A 17,539-nucleotide genomic window follows, 5' to 3' on the forward strand; every position below is an offset into this window, starting at 1 on the left:
AGAAAAACATTGCCCCTGTCTGTTTCCCGGCCTGTCGGCAGGCCACAGCAGGAGGCTGAACCCAGAATTTCCGGAGACATCCCGCCATGAATGCCCCTTTGCCTGAATCGATTCGCAAAGCGCTCGAAACCGTCACCCTCGACGACAAGTATTCGCTGGACCACGGCAGCGCCTTCATGAGCGGCGTGCAGGCGCTGGTCAAGCTGCCCATGCTGCAGCGCCTGCGCGACCAGCTGCAGGGCAAGAACACCGCCGGTTTCATCAGCGGCTACCGCGGCTCGCCGCTGGGCAATTACGACCAGACGCTGCAGAAGGCGAGCCCCTACCTGAAGGCGCAGAACATCGTGTTCCAGCCCGGTGTCAACGAGGAGCTGGCCGCCACGGCCTTGTGGGGCACGCAGCAGCTCGGTTTTGCACCACCCGGCAGCAACCGCTTCGACGGCGTGTTCGGCATCTGGTACGGCAAGGGACCGGGCGTGGACCGCTGCGCCGATGTCTTCAAGCACGCCAACATGGCCGGCACCACGCCCTGGGGTGGTGTGCTGGCGGTGGCCGGTGACGACCACGTGGCCAAGAGCAGCACGGCGGCACACCAGAGCGACCACATCTTCAAGGCCTGCGGCCTGCCGGTGTTTTTCCCGGCCTCGGTGCAGGAAATCCTGGACCTGGGCATCCATGCCCTGGCCCTGAGCCGTTATGCCGGCGTCTGGTCCAGCATGAAAACGATCCAGGAGATCGTCGAGTCCAGCGCCACGGCCATCATCGACCCCGAGCGCGTGCAGATCCAGCTGCCGACCGATTTCGAGATGCCCGCCGGCGGCCTGCACATTCGCTGGCCCGACCACGCGCTGGAGCAGGAGGCCCGCCTGTTCCACCACAAGTGGTATGCCGCGCTGGCCTACATCCGCGCCAACCGCCTGAATTACAACGCCATCGAAGGTCCGAATGACAGGTTCGGCCTGATCGCCAGCGGCAAGGCCTACAACGACACGCGCCAGGCGCTGCGCGACCTCGGCCTGGATGACGCCACCTGCCGCGCCCTGGGCATCCGCCTGCACAAGGTCGGTGTGGTCTGGCCCTTGGAGGCGCAAAGCGCGCGTGACTTCGCCACCGGCCTGCAGGAAGTGCTGGTCGTGGAGGAAAAGCGCCAGATCATCGAGTACCAGCTCAAGGAAGAGCTCTACAACTGGCGCGACGACGTGCGCCCGAACATCCTGGGCAAGTTCAACGAGGGCGACCAGGCCGGCGGCGAATGGTCGCAGGCCAACCCGTCGAGCAACGAGCTGCTGCGCGCCAACGCCGACCTGACACCGGCCCTGATTGCGCGCGCCATTGCCGGCCGTCTGAAGAAGCTTGGCATCGTGCCGCCGGGCAGCGACATCGCGGCGCGCGTCGAAGCGCAGCTCACGGTGCTGGAAGCCAAGGAACGCGCCATGCAGGTGCTCAACGCCGGCACACCTGCTGCCGACCGCATGCCCTGGTTCTGCTCCGGCTGTCCGCACAACACCAGCACCCGCGTGCCCGAGGGTTCGCGTGCCATGGCCGGCATCGGCTGCCACTTCATGGCGACCTGGATGGACCGCAGCACCATCGGCTTCACGCAGATGGGCGGCGAGGGCGTGCCCTGGGTCGGCCAGCAGCCGTTCAGCACCGAACAGCACGTCTTCGCCAACCTGGGCGACGGTACCTACTTCCACAGCGGCATCCTGGCCATCCGCCAGAGCATCGCCGCCGGCGTCAACATCACCTACAAGATCCTCTACAACGACGCCGTGGCCATGACCGGCGGCCAGCAGGTCGGTGAGCGGCCCGAAGGCCACAGCGTGGTCCAGATCGCGCAGAGCATGCGCGCCGAAGGGGCGCAGAAGATCACCATCGTCACCGACGAGCCTGAGAAATACGACAGCGTGCAGGGTCTGCCGGCCGGCATCGCCATCCAGCACCGCGACACGCTTGACGCCGTGCAGCGCGAGTTCCGCGAGATCAAGGGCTGCACCGTCATCATCTACGACCAGACCTGCGCCACCGAGAAGCGCCGCCGCCGCAAGCGCGGCACCCTGGTCGATCCGGCCAAGCGCGTGGTCATCAACGAACTGGTGTGCGAAGGCTGCGGCGACTGCGGCGTGCAGTCCAACTGCCTGTCGGTCGAGCCGCTCGAAACCGAGTTCGGCCGCAAGCGCACCATCAATCAGAGCAGCTGCAACAAGGACTACTCCTGCCTCAAGGGCTTCTGCCCGAGCTTCGTCACGGTCGAAGGCGGCCAGCTGAAGAAGAAGGCCAAGGGCCAGGCCGCATCACCCTACGAGCTGGGCGTGCTGCCCGAGCCGGCCCTGCCATCGGCGGCCACCGCCTATGGCATCGTGGTGGCCGGCGTCGGCGGCACCGGCGTCATCACCATCGGCCAGTTGCTGGGCATGGCGGCGCACATCGAGGGCAAGGGCATCGTCACGCAGGATGCGGCCGGCCTGGCGCAAAAGGGCGGCGCCACCTGGAGCCATGTGCTGATCGCCGACACACAAAACGAAATCCGCACCACGCGTGTCGGCATGGCGGCAGCCGACCTGATTCTGGGTTGTGACCCGATCGTGACGACTGCCAAGGAGACCACGCTGCGCATGCGCGAAGGCCGCACGCGCGTGGCGCTCAACAGCCACAGCACGCCGACCGCGGCATTCGTGAAGAACGCCAACTGGCAGAACCCGGCGGACCAATGTGTGGCCGACATCGCGCGCGCTGTTGGTGCCGCCGGCATGGGCGTGTTCGACGCCGATGCAGTGGCCGCCAAGCTGATGGGCGACACCATCTTCGTCAACCCCATGCTGCTGGGTTATGGCTGGCAAAAGGGCTGGATCCCGTTGCGCCGCGAATCGCTGTTGCGCGCCATTGAGCTCAATGCCGTGGCGGTGGAGGCCAACAAGGCCGCCTTCGAGTGGGGCCGCCAGGCCGCGCACGACTGGGCGCGTGTGCAGGCGCTGCTGAGCCCGACGCAGGTGATCGATTTCAAGCCACGCGAAACCCTGGAGAGCCTGGTGGCACGCCGCGTCGAGTTCCTGACCGGCTACCAGAACGCTGCTTATGCCGAAACCTACAAGGCCTTCGTGGCCCGGGTGCAGGCGGCCGAAAGCCCGCTGGGCAGAACGACCTTGAGCGAGGCGGTGGCGCGTTACCTGTTCAAGCTCATGGCCTACAAGGACGAGTACGAAGTGGCGCGCCTGCACACCGATGCGGCCTTCCTCGGCCGCGTCAACGCCATGTTCGAAGGCGATTTCAAGCTGCACTACCACCTGGCGCCGCCCCTGCTGGCCAAGAAGAACGCCAAGGGCGAGCTGGTCAAGCAGTCCTACGGCCCAGCCATGCTGACCGGCTTTAGGCTGCTGGCGCGCCTCAAGGGTCTGCGTGGCACGGTGCTGGACGTGTTCGGCCGCAGCGAAGAGCGGCGTACCGAGCGCGCGCTGATCGGCGAGTACCGGGCCTGCATCGAGGAGTTGCTGGCCGGCCTGAATGCCGGCAACCATGCGGCGGCAGTGGAGATCGCGCGCCTGCCCGAGCAGATCCGCGGTTACGGCCACGTCAAGGCGCGCCACCTGGCCGCGGCGCGCCAGCAATGGGCGGCGCTCATGGCGAACTGGCGCCGTGGCGGCACGGCGCAGCAGGCGGCCTGAATTCCAAGGGAAATCAGGCATTAGCCTTTGCCATATAAGCGCCAATAGCTCCTGAATTCATAGCAATTCAGGACGTTTGGCGGGCCGGTGCGTGCCGAGCCCACCGTTCGGCGGCGGGTGTGGGGCTTTGGTCAGGCAGCCCATGGGATGCCAAGCCAGCCGCATACAATGGCCAACTGCCCGTTTCGCCCCGCTTGTCGGGCGTTTCGTGCCGCCGCCTGGAGCGGCATCCCCTGTTTTTTGAACCTCTGACCTGGAGTTGCCTGTGTTCATTTCTTCCGCTTTTGCCCAAACCGCACCCGCCGCTGCCGCTGGTGGCAGCATGCAGGACTCGCTCATGAGCATGCTGCCCCTGGTGCTGATGTTCGTGGTGCTGTACTTCGTGATGATCCGCCCCCAGATGAAGAAGCAGAAAGAGCACCGCGCCATGGTGGACGCCCTGGCCAAGGGTGACGAAGTGGTGACGGCCGGCGGCCTGCTCGGCCGTGTCAGCAAGATGGGCGACAACTACATCGGCGTCGAGATCGCCAATGGCGTCGAGATCCAGGTCCAGCGCAGTGCCGTGGTGCAAGTGCTGCCCAAGGGCACCATCAAGTAAGAAGAATCCGAGCGACTGACAGCCTGAGTGCGATCATGAACCGTTACCCGGTGTGGAAATACGCGATCATCGTGATCGCATTGCTGGTGGGCTTTCTGTACACCCTGCCCAACTTCTTTGGCGAGGCGCCTGCGGTGCAGGTCTCGGCCGCCAAGGCCAGCCAGAAAGTGGACAGCGGCACGCAGGCCCGTGTTGAAGAAGCGTTGAAGATGGCCGGCCTCACGGCCGACGCCATCAGCCTGGAAGCCGGCTCGGTGCGTGCCCGGTTCGCCTCCACCGACGACCAGCTCAAGGCCAAGGATGCGATCCAGAAGGCGCTGGTGCCCGATGCGGCCGACCCGTCGTATGTGGTGGCGCTCAACCTGCTGTCGCGTTCGCCGTCCTGGCTGTCGGCCTTGCATGCCGCGCCGATGTACCTCGGTCTGGACCTGCGCGGCGGCGTGCACTTCATGCTGCAGGTGGACATGCCGGCGGCATTGACGAAAAAAGCCGAATCGCTGGCCGGTGACTTGCGCACCGTGTTGCGCGAAAAGAACGTGCGCCATGGCGGCATCAGCCGCAATGGCCAGAGTATCGAGCTGCGTTTGCGCGACAGCGCCACGCTGGAAGCCGCCAAGCGCGTGCTGGCCGACCAGTTTGCCGAGTTGCAGACGGTTGAGGTGCAGGAAGGCGGCGACTACAAGCTCACCGCCAGCATCAAGCCGCAGGCTGCGCGTACCGTGCAGGACCAGGCGCTGAAACAGAACATCACCACCCTGCACAACCGCATCAACGAACTCGGCGTGGCCGAGCCGGTGATCCAGCAGCAGGGGCTGGACCGCATCGTGGTGCAGCTGCCCGGTGTGCAGGACACCGCCAAGGCCAAGGACATCCTGGGCCGCACCGCCACGCTGGAAGTGCGCCTGGTGGAAGAAAGCACCGAGGCGCGCGCCGCTGAAACCGGTACCGGCCCGGTGCCCTTCGGCACCGAGCGTTATCTGGAGCGCAGCGGCCAACCGGTGATCGTCAAGAAGCAGGTGGTGCTGACCGGCGACAACCTGACCGATGCGCAACCCGGTTTCGACAGCCAGACCCAGGAGCCGACCGTCAACCTGACGCTCGACGCCAAGGGCTCGCGCATCTTCAAGGACGTGACACGTGAAAACGTCGGCAAGCGCATGGCCATCATCCTGTTCGAAAAGGGCAAGGGTGAAGTGGTCACCGCGCCGGTGATCCGCTCCGAGATCGGTGGCGGCCGTGTGCAGATCTCCGGCCGCATGACGACGGTGGAAGCCAATGACACCGCGCTGCTGCTGCGTGCCGGCTCGCTGGCCGCGCCGATGGAGATCATCGAGGAACGCACCATCGGCCCGAGCCTGGGTGCCGAGAACATCGCCAAGGGTTTCCACAGCGTGACCTGGGGCTTTGTGGCGGTGGCGATTTTCATGTGCGTCTACTACATGCTGTTTGGCCTGTTCTCCAGCATCGCGCTGGCGGTCAACCTGCTGCTGCTGGTAGCCGTGCTGTCCATGCTGCAGGCCACGCTCACGCTGCCGGGCATGGCGGCCATGGCGCTGGTGCTGGGCATGGCGATTGACGCCAACGTGCTGATCAACGAACGCGTGCGCGAGGAGCTGCGTAACGGCGCCTCGCCGCAGGCGGCCATCCACGCCGGCTACGACCGCGCCTGGGCCACCATCCTGGACTCCAACGTCACGACGCTGATCGCCGGCCTGGCGCTGCTGGCCTTCGGTTCCGGGCCGGTGCGCGGCTTTGCCGTCGTGCACTGCTTGGGCATCCTGACCAGCATGTTCTCCGCCGTGTTCTTCTCGCGCGGCCTGGTCAACCTCTGGTACGGCCGGCAGAAGAAGCTCAAGAGCGTATCAATTGGAACGGTCTGGCGTCCCGCAGGTGATGTCCCGGCCAAAGCAGACTGAAGCGAGACTGCCATGGAATTCTTCAAAATCCGCCGCGACATTCCGTTCATGCGGCATGCGCTGGTGTTCAATGTCGTGTCGTTCCTGACCTTCGCAGCAGCAGTGTTTTTCCTGTTCTCGCGCGGCCTGCATCTGTCAGTCGAGTTCACCGGCGGCACGTTGATGGAAGTCAGCTACTCGCAGCCGGCCGACCTCGGTGCGGTGCGTGGCGCCATCGCCAAACTCGGCTACCAGGACGTGCAGGTGCAGAACTTCGGCACCGCGCGTGACGTGCTGATCCGCATGCCGGCGGTCAAGGGCGTGAGTTCGGCACAGCAGAGCGACAAGGTGATGGCCACGCTGAAGGAGGCCGATGCCGGGGCCAGCCTGCGCCGCACCGAGTTCGTCGGTCCGCAGGTGGGCGACGAGCTGGCGGCCGATGGCCTGAAGGCGCTGGCCTTCGTGGTGGTCGGCATCATGATCTACCTGGCGTTCCGCTTCGAATGGAAGTTCGCGGTGGCAGCCATCATCGCCAACCTGCACGACGTGGTCATCATCCTTGGTTTCTTCGCCTTCTTCCAGTGGGAATTCTCGCTGCCGGTGCTGGCGGCGGTGCTGGCGGTGCTGGGTTACTCGGTCAACGAGTCGGTGGTGATCTTCGACCGGATCCGCGAGAACTTCCGCCGCTACCGCAAGATGGACACGGTGGCCGTCATTGACAACGCCATCACCTCCACCATCAGCCGCACCATCATCACCCACGGCAGCACCCAGCTGATGGTGTTGTCCATGCTGCTGTTCGGTGGCGCCACGCTGCACTACTTCGCCCTGGCGCTGACCATTGGCATCCTGTTCGGCATCTACTCTTCCGTGTTCGTGGCGGCGGCCATCGCCATGTGGCTGGGCATCCGGCGCGAAGACCTGGTGAAGGCCGGCGGCGGGGCGCGCAAGGAAGACGACCCCAACGATCCCAACGCAGGGGCCGTGGTCTAAGGCCTCACCGCCCTCTCAGGGTTTTCAGACATGGCAGCCCCGCAGTCCTTTTCGCAACGCATCGAGTTGGCGGAAAAGACGCGCGGGCTGTTTGTTGCCGAAGCTGGCCGTGTGCTGCCAGAACTGGGGGCCACCGTAGGGGAGCGCCTGACAGCGCTCATGAACGAAACCGGGACCTCGCGCGAGATGCAGAGCCGGCGTGATGCCTGGCTGCAGTACCAGCAAACCCAGCCGGCCTGGCTGGAGGGCACCCGGCGTGCCTGGCAGGCAGCATGCCAGCCAGCGGCGGGCAAGATGGGCGGGCTCAGACTGGAGCAGGCTGGTGACAGTCTGTCGCTGGTGGGCACCGACGAGGTCGAAAACAAGATTCTGGTGTCCCGGCTGGTGTTGGGCGTGACCGAGAAGATCAGCAGCCAGCTCGATGACCTCCGTCTGCGCATCCGTTTCCTCGAGGGGCGTGACGAACTGGCGGCGCACGACATCCTGCGCCCGGACGTGCTGCTCCTGTCGCTGGTCACGCAGTGGGGTGACAGCGGCATGTCGCGCGAGGCCTGGCCTTGGATCCACGACGCGGTGCAACGGCTGTTGGCCGAACGCCTGCAGACGGCCTACGCCCATTGCAACCAGTTCCTGGTCGAGCAGGGTGTGATGCCGACGATCGACTTCAAGGACCGGGTCAAACGCGTTCCGATTGCTGCCGCGGTATCTGCGCCGGCGGCCCCGGCCGCAGTGCTGTCGGACCCGGCCAAGCCCGCCCCGTTGACGCAGCCGGCACCCGGCGCAGGGCCAGGCGGCGTGCAGTCCGGCGGTGCGGCGCCCAGTTTTTCTCCAGCGCTTGATGCCGGTGGCGCGGTCCGCGGTCACGCGACGACCGGCGGCATGGCCCCGGCGCCGGGTTTGCCGGCGGGTGTACCTGCCCGCCGCGCCGGTTTGTTCGGCGGGCGTCTGGGCTGGGGGGGGCGAGGGCGCGTCGGCGTCGGCACAGGCCTCCCTGCACGGCGGGCCACAGGAAGAGACCCGGCTGATGACACAAGACACGCCGCTGGCGCGGGCCCAGGGCCGGGCGCAGGGGGTGGCGGGGCAGTTGCGTCGCCTGCTGGGTTCGACGGGGGGCGCTGGTTTTGACGCCACCGTGTCGCAGGGGCCCTCGCCGGCGCTGGCGGCGGCCATCGCCGATCGCCCTGCGGTGGGCGCCTATCTGGGCGGCGCACTGGTCGACGATGACAGCCCCGCAGGCGTAGCTCGGGTGGCGGTGGCGCTGCGCGAACAGAGCAGCGAACTCAAGAAGAAAGCAGGCACCCAGAGCGAAAAAGCCACCATCGAGGTGGTGGCACTGATGTTCCAGTCCATCCTGACCGAGGAGCGTATCCCGCCGGCCATGCGTGTCTGGTTTGCCCGGCTGCAGATGCCGGTGCTGCGCGTGGCATTGGCCGAGCCGGCGTTCTTCGGCTCGCTCGATCACCCGGCGCGCCAGCTGATCGACCGCATGGGCTCCTGCATCATGGGTTTTAATGCCGGCGATGTGGGCGGCAGCGCGCTGGAAGCAGAGATCAAGCGCATCGTGCAGGTGATCGAGCAGTACCCCGAGACCGGTCGGCAGGTGTTCGAGGTGGTGTACGGCGAGTTCCAGCAGTTCCTGACCCGGTTCCTGACCGGCAAGGAAGCCACCCAGAAGGTCGTGAGCGTGGCGCAACAGGTGGAGCAGAAGGAAACGCTCACCATCCAATACACCATCGAGATGCGCAAGCTGCTCAAGGACATGCCGGTGCGCGACGAGATCCGCAGCTTTCTGTTCAAGGTCTGGGCCGAGGTGCTGGCGGTGGCAGCGGTGCGCCAGGGGCTGCAGCATGCGGAAACCGTGACGCTGCGTAAAACGGCGGCCGATCTGATCTGGGCGGCGAGCGCCAAACCCAACCGCAGCGACCGCACCCGCGTCATCCAGGATCTGCCGCAGCTGCTGCAGCGCCTGCGTGCGGGCATGACGCTATTGGGTTTGTCGGTGGCGGATCAGGATATCCACATCAAGACCGTCAGCGACACATTGGCCGACGCCTTTCTGGCCAAGACCCAGCCGATTGCGCCAGCGCAGATCGAAACCCTGGCCCGGCATCTGACCGAACTGGAGTGCTCGGTCCATGACGATGGCCTGGGCGACCTGCCGCTGGATGTCGACAGCGTCGAGCTGTTGCTGGGGATCGAAGCCTCGGATCTGGAAGTGGTGGCCAATGGCGGCTCGAAGCCGACACCCGCCATGCTGGCCTGGGCGCGGGAGTTGCAGCCCGGTGCCTGGTTCACGCTGGACCACAACGGCCGGCTCGCCCGCGTCCAGTTCGTCTGGCGCAGCGAGCGCAAGCAGCTCAATCTGTTTGCCTCGAACGAGGGTCGCAGCTACCTGATCCAGGCCGGTCGTCTAGCGGCTTACCTGCAGGCGGGCTTGTTGCTGCCGCAGGAAGAAGAGCCGTTGACCGTGCGTGCGACGCGTGATGCGCTGACCAAACTCGAAGCCAATCCCGAGCGTCTGCTTGGGTGAGCCGCGTGCTCAGTGCGCGACGCGCTCCAGCGTGTCGTCACACAACTCGTCGAGAATGAGCGCGTCGGGTTCCTCGCCGAAACTCCAGTAGACCATCAGCACGATGATCTTGAGGTCGTCGAGCGTGAGCTCTTCGGCCGGCACCGCCATGGCGCGGTCGATGACGATCTCGCGCATCGGTGAAGGCAAGACCCCTGAGGATTCGAGGAAGCTGATGAAACCCAGGCACTCGGCGCCCAAGTGGTCCTGTTCGGCCACCGAATAGACACGCATGCTGTGCGGTGACTGCAATCGGGTCGGGGTGTCGCTGTGCGCAGCGGCAGTGAGGCCGGGCAACCAGTGCGTGCACCGGGTCGCCAGATTCAAGCCGGTCAGCCAGTCAAGGGCCTCGCGGATTTCATCGGCCTCGAAGCCAACGGCATTGAGCTTGCGTTGCAGTTGGTCTGGTTCGGGACAAGCGTCGCCGCGCCAGTAGTTTTCGTAAACGTACACGAGCACTTCAAACATGCGCCCAATATATCGCATCCCGTTGCGGGTGATCCGCGCATTTTGAGGGGCTTATCGGGTCAATTCAAAATCAAGTGGTGGCGATGCGTTGGAACAGCCCACCGGGCAGGCGCGCCACTTGGCCGTCAAGTTCCAGCGTCATGAGACGGGCCTGCAAAGGTGCTGTGGCAAGCCCGGTGCGGGCTTGCAGCGCATCCAGGCTCACGGGGTCGAAACCAAGCGCTTGCAGCAGGCTGTCTTCAGTCTCCATGCCGGCTGGCGCGGGTGTCGGCACCCGGTCGGCAATGGCCATCCCTGGCAGATCTTCCAGTACATCCTGCGCTGACTCCACCAGCTTGGCACCCTGACGGATCAGCGCATGGCAACCATGCGATTGCGTGGCATGGATGGAGCCTGGAATCGCAAACACGTCCTTGCCCTGTTCGGCAGCCAGGCGGGCGGTGATGAGTGAGCCCGATTGCAGGGCCGCCTCCACCACCAGCGTGGAACAGGACAGACCGGCAATCAGGCGGTTGCGGCGCGGGAAGTTGGCCGCCAAGGGCGGCGTGCCCAGGGGGTATTCGCTGACGATCAGCCCCCGCTGGGCAATGTCATGGGCCAGCTGGTGGTGGCGTTTGGGGTAGACGCGGTCCAGTCCGGTACCGACCACCGCGATGGTGGCCAGGTGCGAGGCCGCTGCACCGGCCAGCGCACCTTCATGTGCGGCGCCATCCACGCCCAGCGCCAGGCCCGAAACGATGGTGAGCCCCGCCTGGCTCAGGGTCTGCGCGAATTGGCGCGCGTTGAGTGCACCCTGGGGCGTCGGGTTGCGGCTGCCGACGATGGCGAGGCTGCGCTCCGGCTCGAACGGCAGGTCGAGCCGGCCCATGGCGTACAGCAGCAATGGCGGGTCTTCGATCTGCAGCAGGCCGGCCGGGTAGGCGGCATCACCGAGTGCGATGACCGTGCGCGGTGTGCTGCCTTCCGGGTCCTGCAGCCACTGCCAGGTCATGTCCAGCTGGGCCGGCAGTTCGGGCAGTTCACCCAGCAGGGCGTCTGCCTGTGCGGGCGTGACCACCTGCCGCAAGGCGCTGGGGGGCTGGCTGAAGATGGCTTCCGGCAGGCCGAAGGCGGCCAGCAGCTTGCGGGCTGTCTGGTTGCCGATGCCTGGCGTGAGGGTCAGGCGCAACCAGCTGGCAAGTTCGTCACGCTCCATCGGCCGTGTGCCTGGGGGTGGGTGTGGCTCAGCGCGGCGCGGCGAGTCGATCGCCGACCCGCACACCGTCGGTGATGTCCAGGATCAGGGCGTAAGAGAGTTTCTCGAAGGTCTTGAAGACCATCAGCAGGCCATTGCGCTCGTCCGGCAGCTTCATCTGCGCTTGTTCGGGGTCGGTCTTGTCGACCAGCTGCTGGCCGTCCTTGAGGATGGCCATGACATGGCCGCTTTCGATGCCGTCACGGCGGCCGCGGTTGATCACCACCACCTGGTTCTGTGCCGCATTGACCACGGCGCTGCCATAGACCGACACGATGCGGCCGCTGACCGGGCCGCCGGGGGCGCGCGGCGTGTAGCTGGGGAATTCGCGCGCCGGCTCCGGCAGCATGCGGTCGCCGACACGCATCTCTTCCTTGGTGCTGACAATGTCGATGGTGGCCGGCACGATGACGCTTTGCAGCTTGCCATCGCGGTTTTCGGTTTCCTGCGTCGATTCACCACGGACCAGCTCGGCCTTGCCGAGGAACTGGGCCTCGTAACCCAGCACCTCGCCGGTGGTCGGGTCTTTCAGCGGGGTGGCATTGCGGAAGACACGCAGGCGCTGGGTCTTGTTCTTGTCGTCCAGCAAAGGCATGCCGCTGGGGCCGCGCGCGTAGGCGCGGTCGCCGCGGCTGAGCATGACGCGGTTTTCCTGCGCGGCCACGATGCGTGGTGCGCCGCTCAGTTCGCTTTCTTCCACGATCAACGGCTCGGCCAGGAACGGCTCGATGGCGCGGGCCTGCAGCGTTGTCAGGGCATCGCTCGTCTTCTCGCTGCGCACGCGCGGCGACAGGCGGACGGTTTCCAGATCCACGGGTTCGCCGTTGGCGCCGTCAGCCAGGCGCAGCTTGGCAAGGCCACCACTTTTGTCCAGCACCAGTCGCTGGCCGGGGTAGATCAGGTGCGGGTTGCGGATGTCGTCCAGATTCATGCCCCACAACTCGGGCCAGCGCCAGGGGCTGCGCAAAAACAGGGACGAGATGGCCCACAGGGTGTCGCCGCTCTTGATGGTGTAGCTGTCGGGGGCGTCGGGGGCCAGTTCGCTCAAGGGGACGCCCGCTTGGGCCACCTGTTTGGCGGTGGCGCTCTGGGCCGGGGTGACGGGGTATTTCTGGCCCCAGGCGGCGCCACTCAGCAGGCAGACGCTCAAAGTGGCCAGGGCGGTCATTGCGATACCGGGTTTTGCCATCAGATGTCGTGTCATATGGTGTTGTTTCACAGGGCCCTCCCCGGGCGGCTCTCGGGCGGCAGAGATGGCTCAGTCTGCCCGGTCAGGTCTTGATAAATCACGCGCGATTTTGCGCCCAAGCCCTTGATCGGGCAATGATTTTTGCCCTCTGTTACTGCTGTGGTTACCAAAAGTAGCGAAAATAACGACATCTTCCATCTGAATTTATGGCCCTGCTTCCCATTCTCTGTTTCCCTGATCCGCGCCTGCACAAAGTGGCCCAGCCCGTGCAGGCGGTGGACGCGCGCATCAAGGCGCTGATCGCCGACATGTTCGAAACCATGTACCACGCGCATGGCATCGGTCTGGCCGCCACGCAGATCGACGTGCATGAGCGCCTGATCGTGATCGATGTGTCCGAAGAGCGCGACCAGCCGCTGGTGCTGATCAACCCCGAGATCATCTGGGCCAGCGCCGAGAAAAAGATCAACGACGAAGGCTGCCTGTCGGTGCCCGGCATCTACGACGGCGTCGAGCGCCACGAGGCGGTGCACGTGCGCGCGCTCGATGGCGAGGGACAGGTGCGTGTGATCGAGGCCGACGGCCTGCTGGCCGTCTGCATCCAGCATGAGATGGACCATCTGTTGGGCAAGGTGTTTGTCGAGTACCTGTCGCCGCTCAAGCGCAACCGCATCAAGACCAAGATGCTCAAGGCGCAGCGCGAGGAGCGGCGTTGAGGGCCATCTTTGCCGGTACCCCCGAATTCGCCCGGGTCGCGCTGGAGCGCCTGCATGCCGCCGGCTTTGACATTCCGCTGGTCCTGACCCAACCCGACCGGCCGGCCGGCCGGGGCATGAAGCTGCAGGCTTCGCCGGTCAAGCAGTTCGCGCTTGAGCACGGCATTGCCGTGGCGCAGCCGCACAGCCTGCGGCTGGACGGCAAGTACCCGGAGGAGGCCGCCGCGGCGCGCGCCGCCATCGAAGCGGCGCAGGCCGACGTGATGGTGGTCGCGGCCTATGGCCTGATCCTGCCGCAGTGGGTGCTGGATACACCGCGCTTGGGTTGTTTGAATATCCACGCGTCCTTGCTGCCGCGCTGGCGCGGCGCGGCACCGATCCACCGCGCCATCGAGGCTGGTGATGCCGAGACCGGCGTCACCATCATGCAGATGGATGCCGGGCTGGACACCGGCGCCATGCTGCTGGTTGAAAAGTTGCCGATTGCCGCGCAGGACAGTACCGGCAGCCTGCACGACAAGCTGGCGGTGCTCGGGGGGCGCCTGATCGTCGAGGTGCTGGAACTCGCGGCCTGCGGTGGCCTGCACGCGGTGCCGCAGCCGGCCGACGGCGTGACCTACGCGCACAAGATCGAGAAGCACGAAGCGACCATCGACTGGTCGTTGCCCGCCGAGGTGATTGCGCGTCGCATCCGTGCCTTCAATCCGTTTCCTGGCGCGGCAACCACCTTCCAGGGTGAAGCCATCAAGCTCTGGTGCTGCGAAATTGATAGCGTCTCGCGCATGTCTGGCAAGGCGCCGGGCACGATTTTGTCTGCAGATGCGGCAGGGGTGGCCGTGCAGTGCGGCACCGGCGTGCTGCGGCTGACCGAACTGCAGCGCGCAGGCGCCAAGCGCTTGCCGGCGAGCGAGTTCCTGCGCGGTTTCGCCTTGCCGGCTGGCGCCGTGCTCGGTTGAGGAGGCCGGCCGTGTCTGCTGTGCGGCAGTTGCTGCGCCATCCCGAATACCGCTACGGCCTGCGCGACGCGATGTCGGTGGCACCGGGTTTGGCGGCCTGGGGCCTGATGACCGGTGTGGCCATGGTCAAGTCCGGCATGAGCCTGGTCGAGTCGGTGGCCATGACGCTGCTGGTCTACGCCGGCAGTTCGCAACTGGCGGCCATCCCCTTGATTGCTGCCGGTGCCCCGGTGCTGGTGATCCTGGCCACCTCGTTCTGCGTCAACCTGCGCTTTGTCGTCTTCAGCGCCCACATGCGGGCCTACCTGATGCATTTGCCGCGGCGCTGGCGCTTGTTCGTCGGCTACCTGACGGCCGACCTCAGCTACGTGATGTTCACCCGGCGCTACCACCAGCCGCCGCAGAACAAGCCTGAGCAGCAGGCGCAGCTGGCCTACCTGCTGGGCAGCGCCACCACCAACTGGACCAGTTGGCAGGGCGCCAGCCTGCTTGGCATTGCCCTGGCGCATTCGGTGCCGATGCACTGGGGCCTGAGTTTTGCCGGCATCCTGGCCCTCCTGGGCGTGGCCTGCTCGCTGGCTTCCAGCCGGCTGCGTGTGGTGTCGGCCGGCGTGGCCGGCGCGGCCGCGGTGGCGGCTTTCGCCCTGCCCTTCAAGCTCAACATCGTGGTGGCGATTGCGGCGGCGGTAGCGCTGGCGCTGCTGCTGGAAAAGACGCCGCTGGCGCACCGGGAGGGCGCATGAACGGTACCGATGTCTGGACCCTGGGTGTGATCGTTGGCCTGGCAGCGGTGACCGTCATCACGCGTTCCTTCTTCTTCATGTCCAGCAAGCCCTGGAGCCTGCCGCACTGGGCGCAGCGTGGTTTGCAGTACGCGCCGATCGCCGCGCTGTCGGCCGTCATCGTGCCGGAAATGGTCATGACCCAGGGCCAGTTGGTGAGCACTTGGCAGGATGCGCGCCTGTTTGCCGTGGCGGCCGGTACCGCCTGGTTCTTCTGGCGCCGCGGCAGCGGGCAGGTGGTGCTGGGCACCATCGTGGTCGGCATGGCGGTCTACTTGCCGCTGCACCTCGGCCTGGGCTGGTAAGCCGCGCGACAGGGCGCGGCCTAAAATCACAGGTTTCGCGTGCCAGCCGCAAGGCCTGGCCCGCGCCCCGGTTTTCCAACTCTTCGTTTCAACCACCATGAACTTCATCCGTTTCCAGGATCTGTGCGCCCAGGGCAAGGCCAAGAACCAGCGCGTCTTCATCCGTGCCGACCTCAACGTGCCGCAAGATGACAGCGGCGCTATCACGGAAGACACCCGCATCCGCGCCTCCATCCCCTGCATCCAGATGGCGCTGGACGCCGGCGCTGCCGTTTTGGTGACCTCGCACCTGGGCCGCCCCACCGAGGGCGAGTTTAAGCCGGAAGACTCGCTGGCCCCGGTGGCCAAGCGCATGGCCGAGTTGCTGGGGCGCGACGTGCCGCTGGTGGCCAACTGGACCGACGGCGTGAGCGTGGCCCCGGGCCAACTCGTCATGCTGGAGAACTGCCGCCTCAACAAGGGCGAGAAGAAGAACAACGAAGAGCTCGCCAAGAAAATGGCCGCTCTGTGCGACATCTTCGTGCACGACGCCTTCGGTACTGCCCACCGCGCCGAAGCCAGTACTTACGGCATCGCCCAGTACGCCAAGATTGCCAGCGCCGGTCCGCTGCTGGCAGCCGAGATGGATGCCATCAGCAAGGCCCTGACGGCGCCGAAGCGTCCGCTGGTGGCCATCGTGGCCGGCTCCAAGGTCTCCACCAAACTCACCATCCTCAAAAGCCTGGCCAACAACGTTGACCAGCTCATCGTCGGCGGCGGCATCGCCAACACCTTCATGCTGGCTGCCGGCCTGAAGATCGGCAAGGGCCTGGCCGAACCCGACCTGCTGAATGAAGCCAAGGCCGTGATCGACGCCATGAAAGCCCGTGGCGCCGAAGTGCCGATCCCGGTGGATGTCGTCACCGCCAAGGAATTCAAGGCCGATGCGGTGGCCACCATCAAGAAGGCCACCGAGGTGGCCGACGACGACCTGATCCTGGACATCGGCCCCGAGACGGCCAAGAAGCTGGCCCAGCAACTGAAAGCCGCTGGCACCATCGTCTGGAACGGCCCAGTCGGCGTGTTCGAGTTTGCCGCCTTCGAGAACGGCACCAAGGAAATCGCCCGCGCCATTGCCGAGAGCAGCGCCTTCAGCATTGCCGGCGGTGGCGACACCCTGGCAGCGATTGCCAAGTACGGTATCGAGAAGGACGTGGGTTACATCTCCACCGGTGGCGGTGCCTTCCTGGAAGTGCTGGAAGGCAAGACGCTGCCGGCCTTCGAGATCCTGCAGAAGCGGGCCAACGGCTGACTGGGCTGACGGGTTCCCGCTTCAGGCGGCGCGGCCGGCGGAAGGTGCGCGCAAGGCATTGCTGAGCTGATCAACGACTTCTGCCCAGTCCGCATCGCCCAGCAGTTCTTCCCGCAGCATGGCCGCTTGTGCGGCCGTCCAGAACGGCGCATCGGCCAGCGCCACGTGGTCCGCCAGCGGCGAGTGCGCGCTGACGAAGGCCTGAATCCCGACCGGATCGGACGGCAGGCCGAGTTGCGCGAACAGTTCCGAGAAGCGGTGATGCGACTTTTCCATGGGGGCTCCTTGTCGGGTCGGAAATGCAGAACAGGCGCGGACAGTGTCCTGCTTTTTCGTGCGCGGCGCCACGGGGTTCCTTGTCGTTTGCACAATAAGTTGAGCCTGACAGCCCTTGAAAATCAAGGGCTTAGGTGATTTCGTGCATCGTGAGCCCAGTCGGTGAATGCACGACAAGTTGAACCTTCTCCGATTTTGTGCACGAAAACTTGGGCCCTTTGGAATTCGACCTACTGACAGCCAAGCTTTTCCAGCCTGTTTATCCACGCAGCTGCTGCCGCGCCAGTCGATTGCTTGAAACGTGAGTCCTCCATCCGGTTCAGCCCACTGTCCTTAGGATGCCAATGGGTTCCGCGTTCCAGGCTTTGTTCTCCTCGAAGATAGGTCATCATTTCCTGGGAATGGCAACCAAATAGGGCCTGCCCATCTATTCCCCAGGCCAGCTCTTGTACGACGCCCTCAGGGAGCAGTACGGCATCTCCAAGGAGAAAGCGCAAAAGTTGGACGCGCGCAAAGGCGGTCCTGGCTTCCAGGACGTCTGGTTCTTGGAGGCCGGCGAGGAGATGCTCCCACAACAGGCGATGATTTGCGATATTGGACGCATC

15 protein-coding genes are annotated in these 17,539 nt (G+C 65.5%); 11 read left to right on the top strand and 4 right to left on the bottom strand.

Annotated features, from left to right (window positions below):
- Positions 1 to 86 precede the first annotated feature (86 nt).
- The 6 genes from CDE01S_RS11240 to CDE01S_RS11260 all read left to right on the top strand — a co-directional run bounded on the left by CDE01S_RS11240 (position 87) and on the right by CDE01S_RS11260 (position 9,678).
- Complete coding sequence (locus CDE01S_RS11240; protein ID WP_066707204.1) at positions 87 to 3,662, top strand: indolepyruvate ferredoxin oxidoreductase family protein; 3,576 nt, start codon at positions 87 to 89, stop codon at positions 3,660 to 3,662.
- Positions 3,663 to 3,927: 265 nt separating this feature from the next.
- Positions 3,928 to 4,260, top strand: coding sequence for a preprotein translocase subunit YajC (gene yajC, locus CDE01S_RS11245; protein ID WP_066707207.1), 333 nt, complete (start codon positions 3,928 to 3,930; stop codon positions 4,258 to 4,260).
- A 35-nt stretch (positions 4,261 to 4,295) separates the two neighbouring features.
- On the top strand, positions 4,296 to 6,176 hold the full coding sequence (secD, locus tag CDE01S_RS11250) for a protein translocase subunit SecD (RefSeq protein ID WP_066707210.1): 1,881 nt from the start codon (positions 4,296 to 4,298) through the stop codon (positions 6,174 to 6,176).
- Positions 6,177 to 6,188: 12 nt separating this feature from the next.
- Positions 6,189 to 7,148 (top strand): protein translocase subunit SecF, encoded by a 960-nt coding sequence (gene secF / locus CDE01S_RS11255; protein WP_066707213.1) that lies wholly within the window; start codon positions 6,189 to 6,191, stop codon positions 7,146 to 7,148.
- A gap of 30 nt (positions 7,149 to 7,178) precedes the next feature.
- Entirely contained in the window at positions 7,179 to 8,273 is a 1,095-nt protein-coding gene (locus tag CDE01S_RS19035) for a DUF1631 family protein (RefSeq protein WP_084382845.1), read from the top strand.
- Positions 8,173 to 9,678, top strand: a complete 1,506-nt coding sequence (locus CDE01S_RS11260) for a DUF1631 family protein (protein WP_245636161.1) — start codon at positions 8,173 to 8,175, stop codon at positions 9,676 to 9,678. The genes CDE01S_RS19035 and CDE01S_RS11260 overlap by 101 nt, the downstream gene beginning before the upstream one ends.
- Positions 9,679 to 9,687: 9 nt before the next feature.
- On the opposite strand, the gene CDE01S_RS11265 is transcribed toward CDE01S_RS11260, so the two are convergent.
- The 3 genes from CDE01S_RS11265 to CDE01S_RS11275 form a co-directional block, all read right to left on the bottom strand.
- Entirely contained in the window at positions 9,688 to 10,185 is a 498-nt protein-coding gene (locus CDE01S_RS11265; RefSeq protein ID WP_066707216.1) for a Smg family protein, read from the bottom strand.
- A gap of 70 nt (positions 10,186 to 10,255) precedes the next feature.
- Positions 10,256 to 11,380, bottom strand: coding sequence for a DNA-processing protein DprA (gene dprA / locus CDE01S_RS11270; RefSeq protein WP_066707219.1), 1,125 nt, complete (start codon positions 11,378 to 11,380; stop codon positions 10,256 to 10,258).
- 28 nt (positions 11,381 to 11,408) lie between these two features.
- Positions 11,409 to 12,587: a LysM peptidoglycan-binding domain-containing protein gene (locus tag CDE01S_RS11275; RefSeq protein ID WP_245636162.1), complete on the bottom strand. Its 1,179-nt coding sequence runs from the start codon at positions 12,585 to 12,587 to the stop codon at positions 11,409 to 11,411.
- 227 nt (positions 12,588 to 12,814) lie between these two features.
- On the opposite strand from CDE01S_RS11275, the gene def reads away from it, so the two are divergent.
- The 5 genes from def (at position 12,815) to CDE01S_RS11300 (ending at position 16,658) form a co-directional block, all read left to right on the top strand.
- Positions 12,815 to 13,324: a peptide deformylase gene (def, locus tag CDE01S_RS11280; RefSeq protein WP_066707227.1), complete on the top strand. Its 510-nt coding sequence runs from the start codon at positions 12,815 to 12,817 to the stop codon at positions 13,322 to 13,324.
- Entirely contained in the window at positions 13,321 to 14,280 is a 960-nt protein-coding gene (gene fmt, locus CDE01S_RS11285) for a methionyl-tRNA formyltransferase (RefSeq protein WP_066707235.1), read from the top strand. Before def ends, fmt begins: the two co-directional genes overlap by 4 nt.
- A 71-nt stretch (positions 14,281 to 14,351) precedes the next feature.
- Positions 14,352 to 15,023, top strand: a complete 672-nt coding sequence (locus CDE01S_RS11290) for an AzlC family ABC transporter permease (RefSeq protein ID WP_066707258.1) — start codon at positions 14,352 to 14,354, stop codon at positions 15,021 to 15,023.
- Positions 15,020 to 15,367 (top strand): AzlD domain-containing protein, encoded by a 348-nt coding sequence (locus tag CDE01S_RS11295; RefSeq protein WP_066707238.1) that lies wholly within the window; start codon positions 15,020 to 15,022, stop codon positions 15,365 to 15,367. Before CDE01S_RS11290 ends, CDE01S_RS11295 begins: the two co-directional genes overlap by 4 nt.
- Before the next feature lie 97 nt (positions 15,368 to 15,464).
- On the top strand, positions 15,465 to 16,658 hold the full coding sequence (locus CDE01S_RS11300; protein WP_066707243.1) for a phosphoglycerate kinase: 1,194 nt from the start codon (positions 15,465 to 15,467) through the stop codon (positions 16,656 to 16,658).
- A 21-nt stretch (positions 16,659 to 16,679) separates the two neighbouring features.
- Here the strand turns inward: CDE01S_RS11300 and CDE01S_RS11305 are convergent, their stop codons facing one another.
- Positions 16,680 to 16,934: a DUF2789 domain-containing protein gene (locus CDE01S_RS11305; protein WP_066707245.1), complete on the bottom strand. Its 255-nt coding sequence runs from the start codon at positions 16,932 to 16,934 to the stop codon at positions 16,680 to 16,682.
- Between the last annotated feature and the right edge of the window lie 605 nt (positions 16,935 to 17,539).

The organism is Curvibacter delicatus NBRC 14919 (assembly GCF_001592265.1).
GTDB lineage: Bacteria > Pseudomonadota > Gammaproteobacteria > Burkholderiales > Burkholderiaceae_C > Hylemonella > Hylemonella delicata.

Excerpts from the sequence above, each read along its gene's own strand:
- CDE01S_RS11240 (WP_066707204.1), top strand. The coding sequence starts at position 87 with ATGAATGCCCCTTTGCCTGAATCGATTCGCAAAGCGCTCGAAACCGTC.
- secD (WP_066707210.1), top strand. The coding sequence starts at position 4,296 with ATGAACCGTTACCCGGTGTGGAAATACGCGATCATCGTGATCGCATTG.
- secF (WP_066707213.1), top strand. The coding sequence starts at position 6,189 with ATGGAATTCTTCAAAATCCGCCGCGACATTCCGTTCATGCGGCATGCG.
- CDE01S_RS19035 (WP_084382845.1), top strand. The coding sequence starts at position 7,179 with ATGGCAGCCCCGCAGTCCTTTTCGCAACGCATCGAGTTGGCGGAAAAG.
- CDE01S_RS11260 (WP_245636161.1), top strand. The coding sequence starts at position 8,173 with ATGACACAAGACACGCCGCTGGCGCGGGCCCAGGGCCGGGCGCAGGGG.
- CDE01S_RS11265 (WP_066707216.1), bottom strand. The coding sequence starts at position 10,185 with ATGTTTGAAGTGCTCGTGTACGTTTACGAAAACTACTGGCGCGGCGAC.
- dprA (WP_066707219.1), bottom strand. The coding sequence starts at position 11,380 with ATGGAGCGTGACGAACTTGCCAGCTGGTTGCGCCTGACCCTCACGCCA.
- CDE01S_RS11275 (WP_245636162.1), bottom strand. The coding sequence starts at position 12,587 with ATGACCGCCCTGGCCACTTTGAGCGTCTGCCTGCTGAGTGGCGCCGCC.
- def (WP_066707227.1), top strand. The coding sequence starts at position 12,815 with ATGGCCCTGCTTCCCATTCTCTGTTTCCCTGATCCGCGCCTGCACAAA.
- CDE01S_RS11290 (WP_066707258.1), top strand. The coding sequence starts at position 14,352 with ATGTCGGTGGCACCGGGTTTGGCGGCCTGGGGCCTGATGACCGGTGTG.
- CDE01S_RS11295 (WP_066707238.1), top strand. The coding sequence starts at position 15,020 with ATGAACGGTACCGATGTCTGGACCCTGGGTGTGATCGTTGGCCTGGCA.
- CDE01S_RS11300 (WP_066707243.1), top strand. The coding sequence starts at position 15,465 with ATGAACTTCATCCGTTTCCAGGATCTGTGCGCCCAGGGCAAGGCCAAG.
- CDE01S_RS11305 (WP_066707245.1), bottom strand. The coding sequence starts at position 16,934 with ATGGAAAAGTCGCATCACCGCTTCTCGGAACTGTTCGCGCAACTCGGC.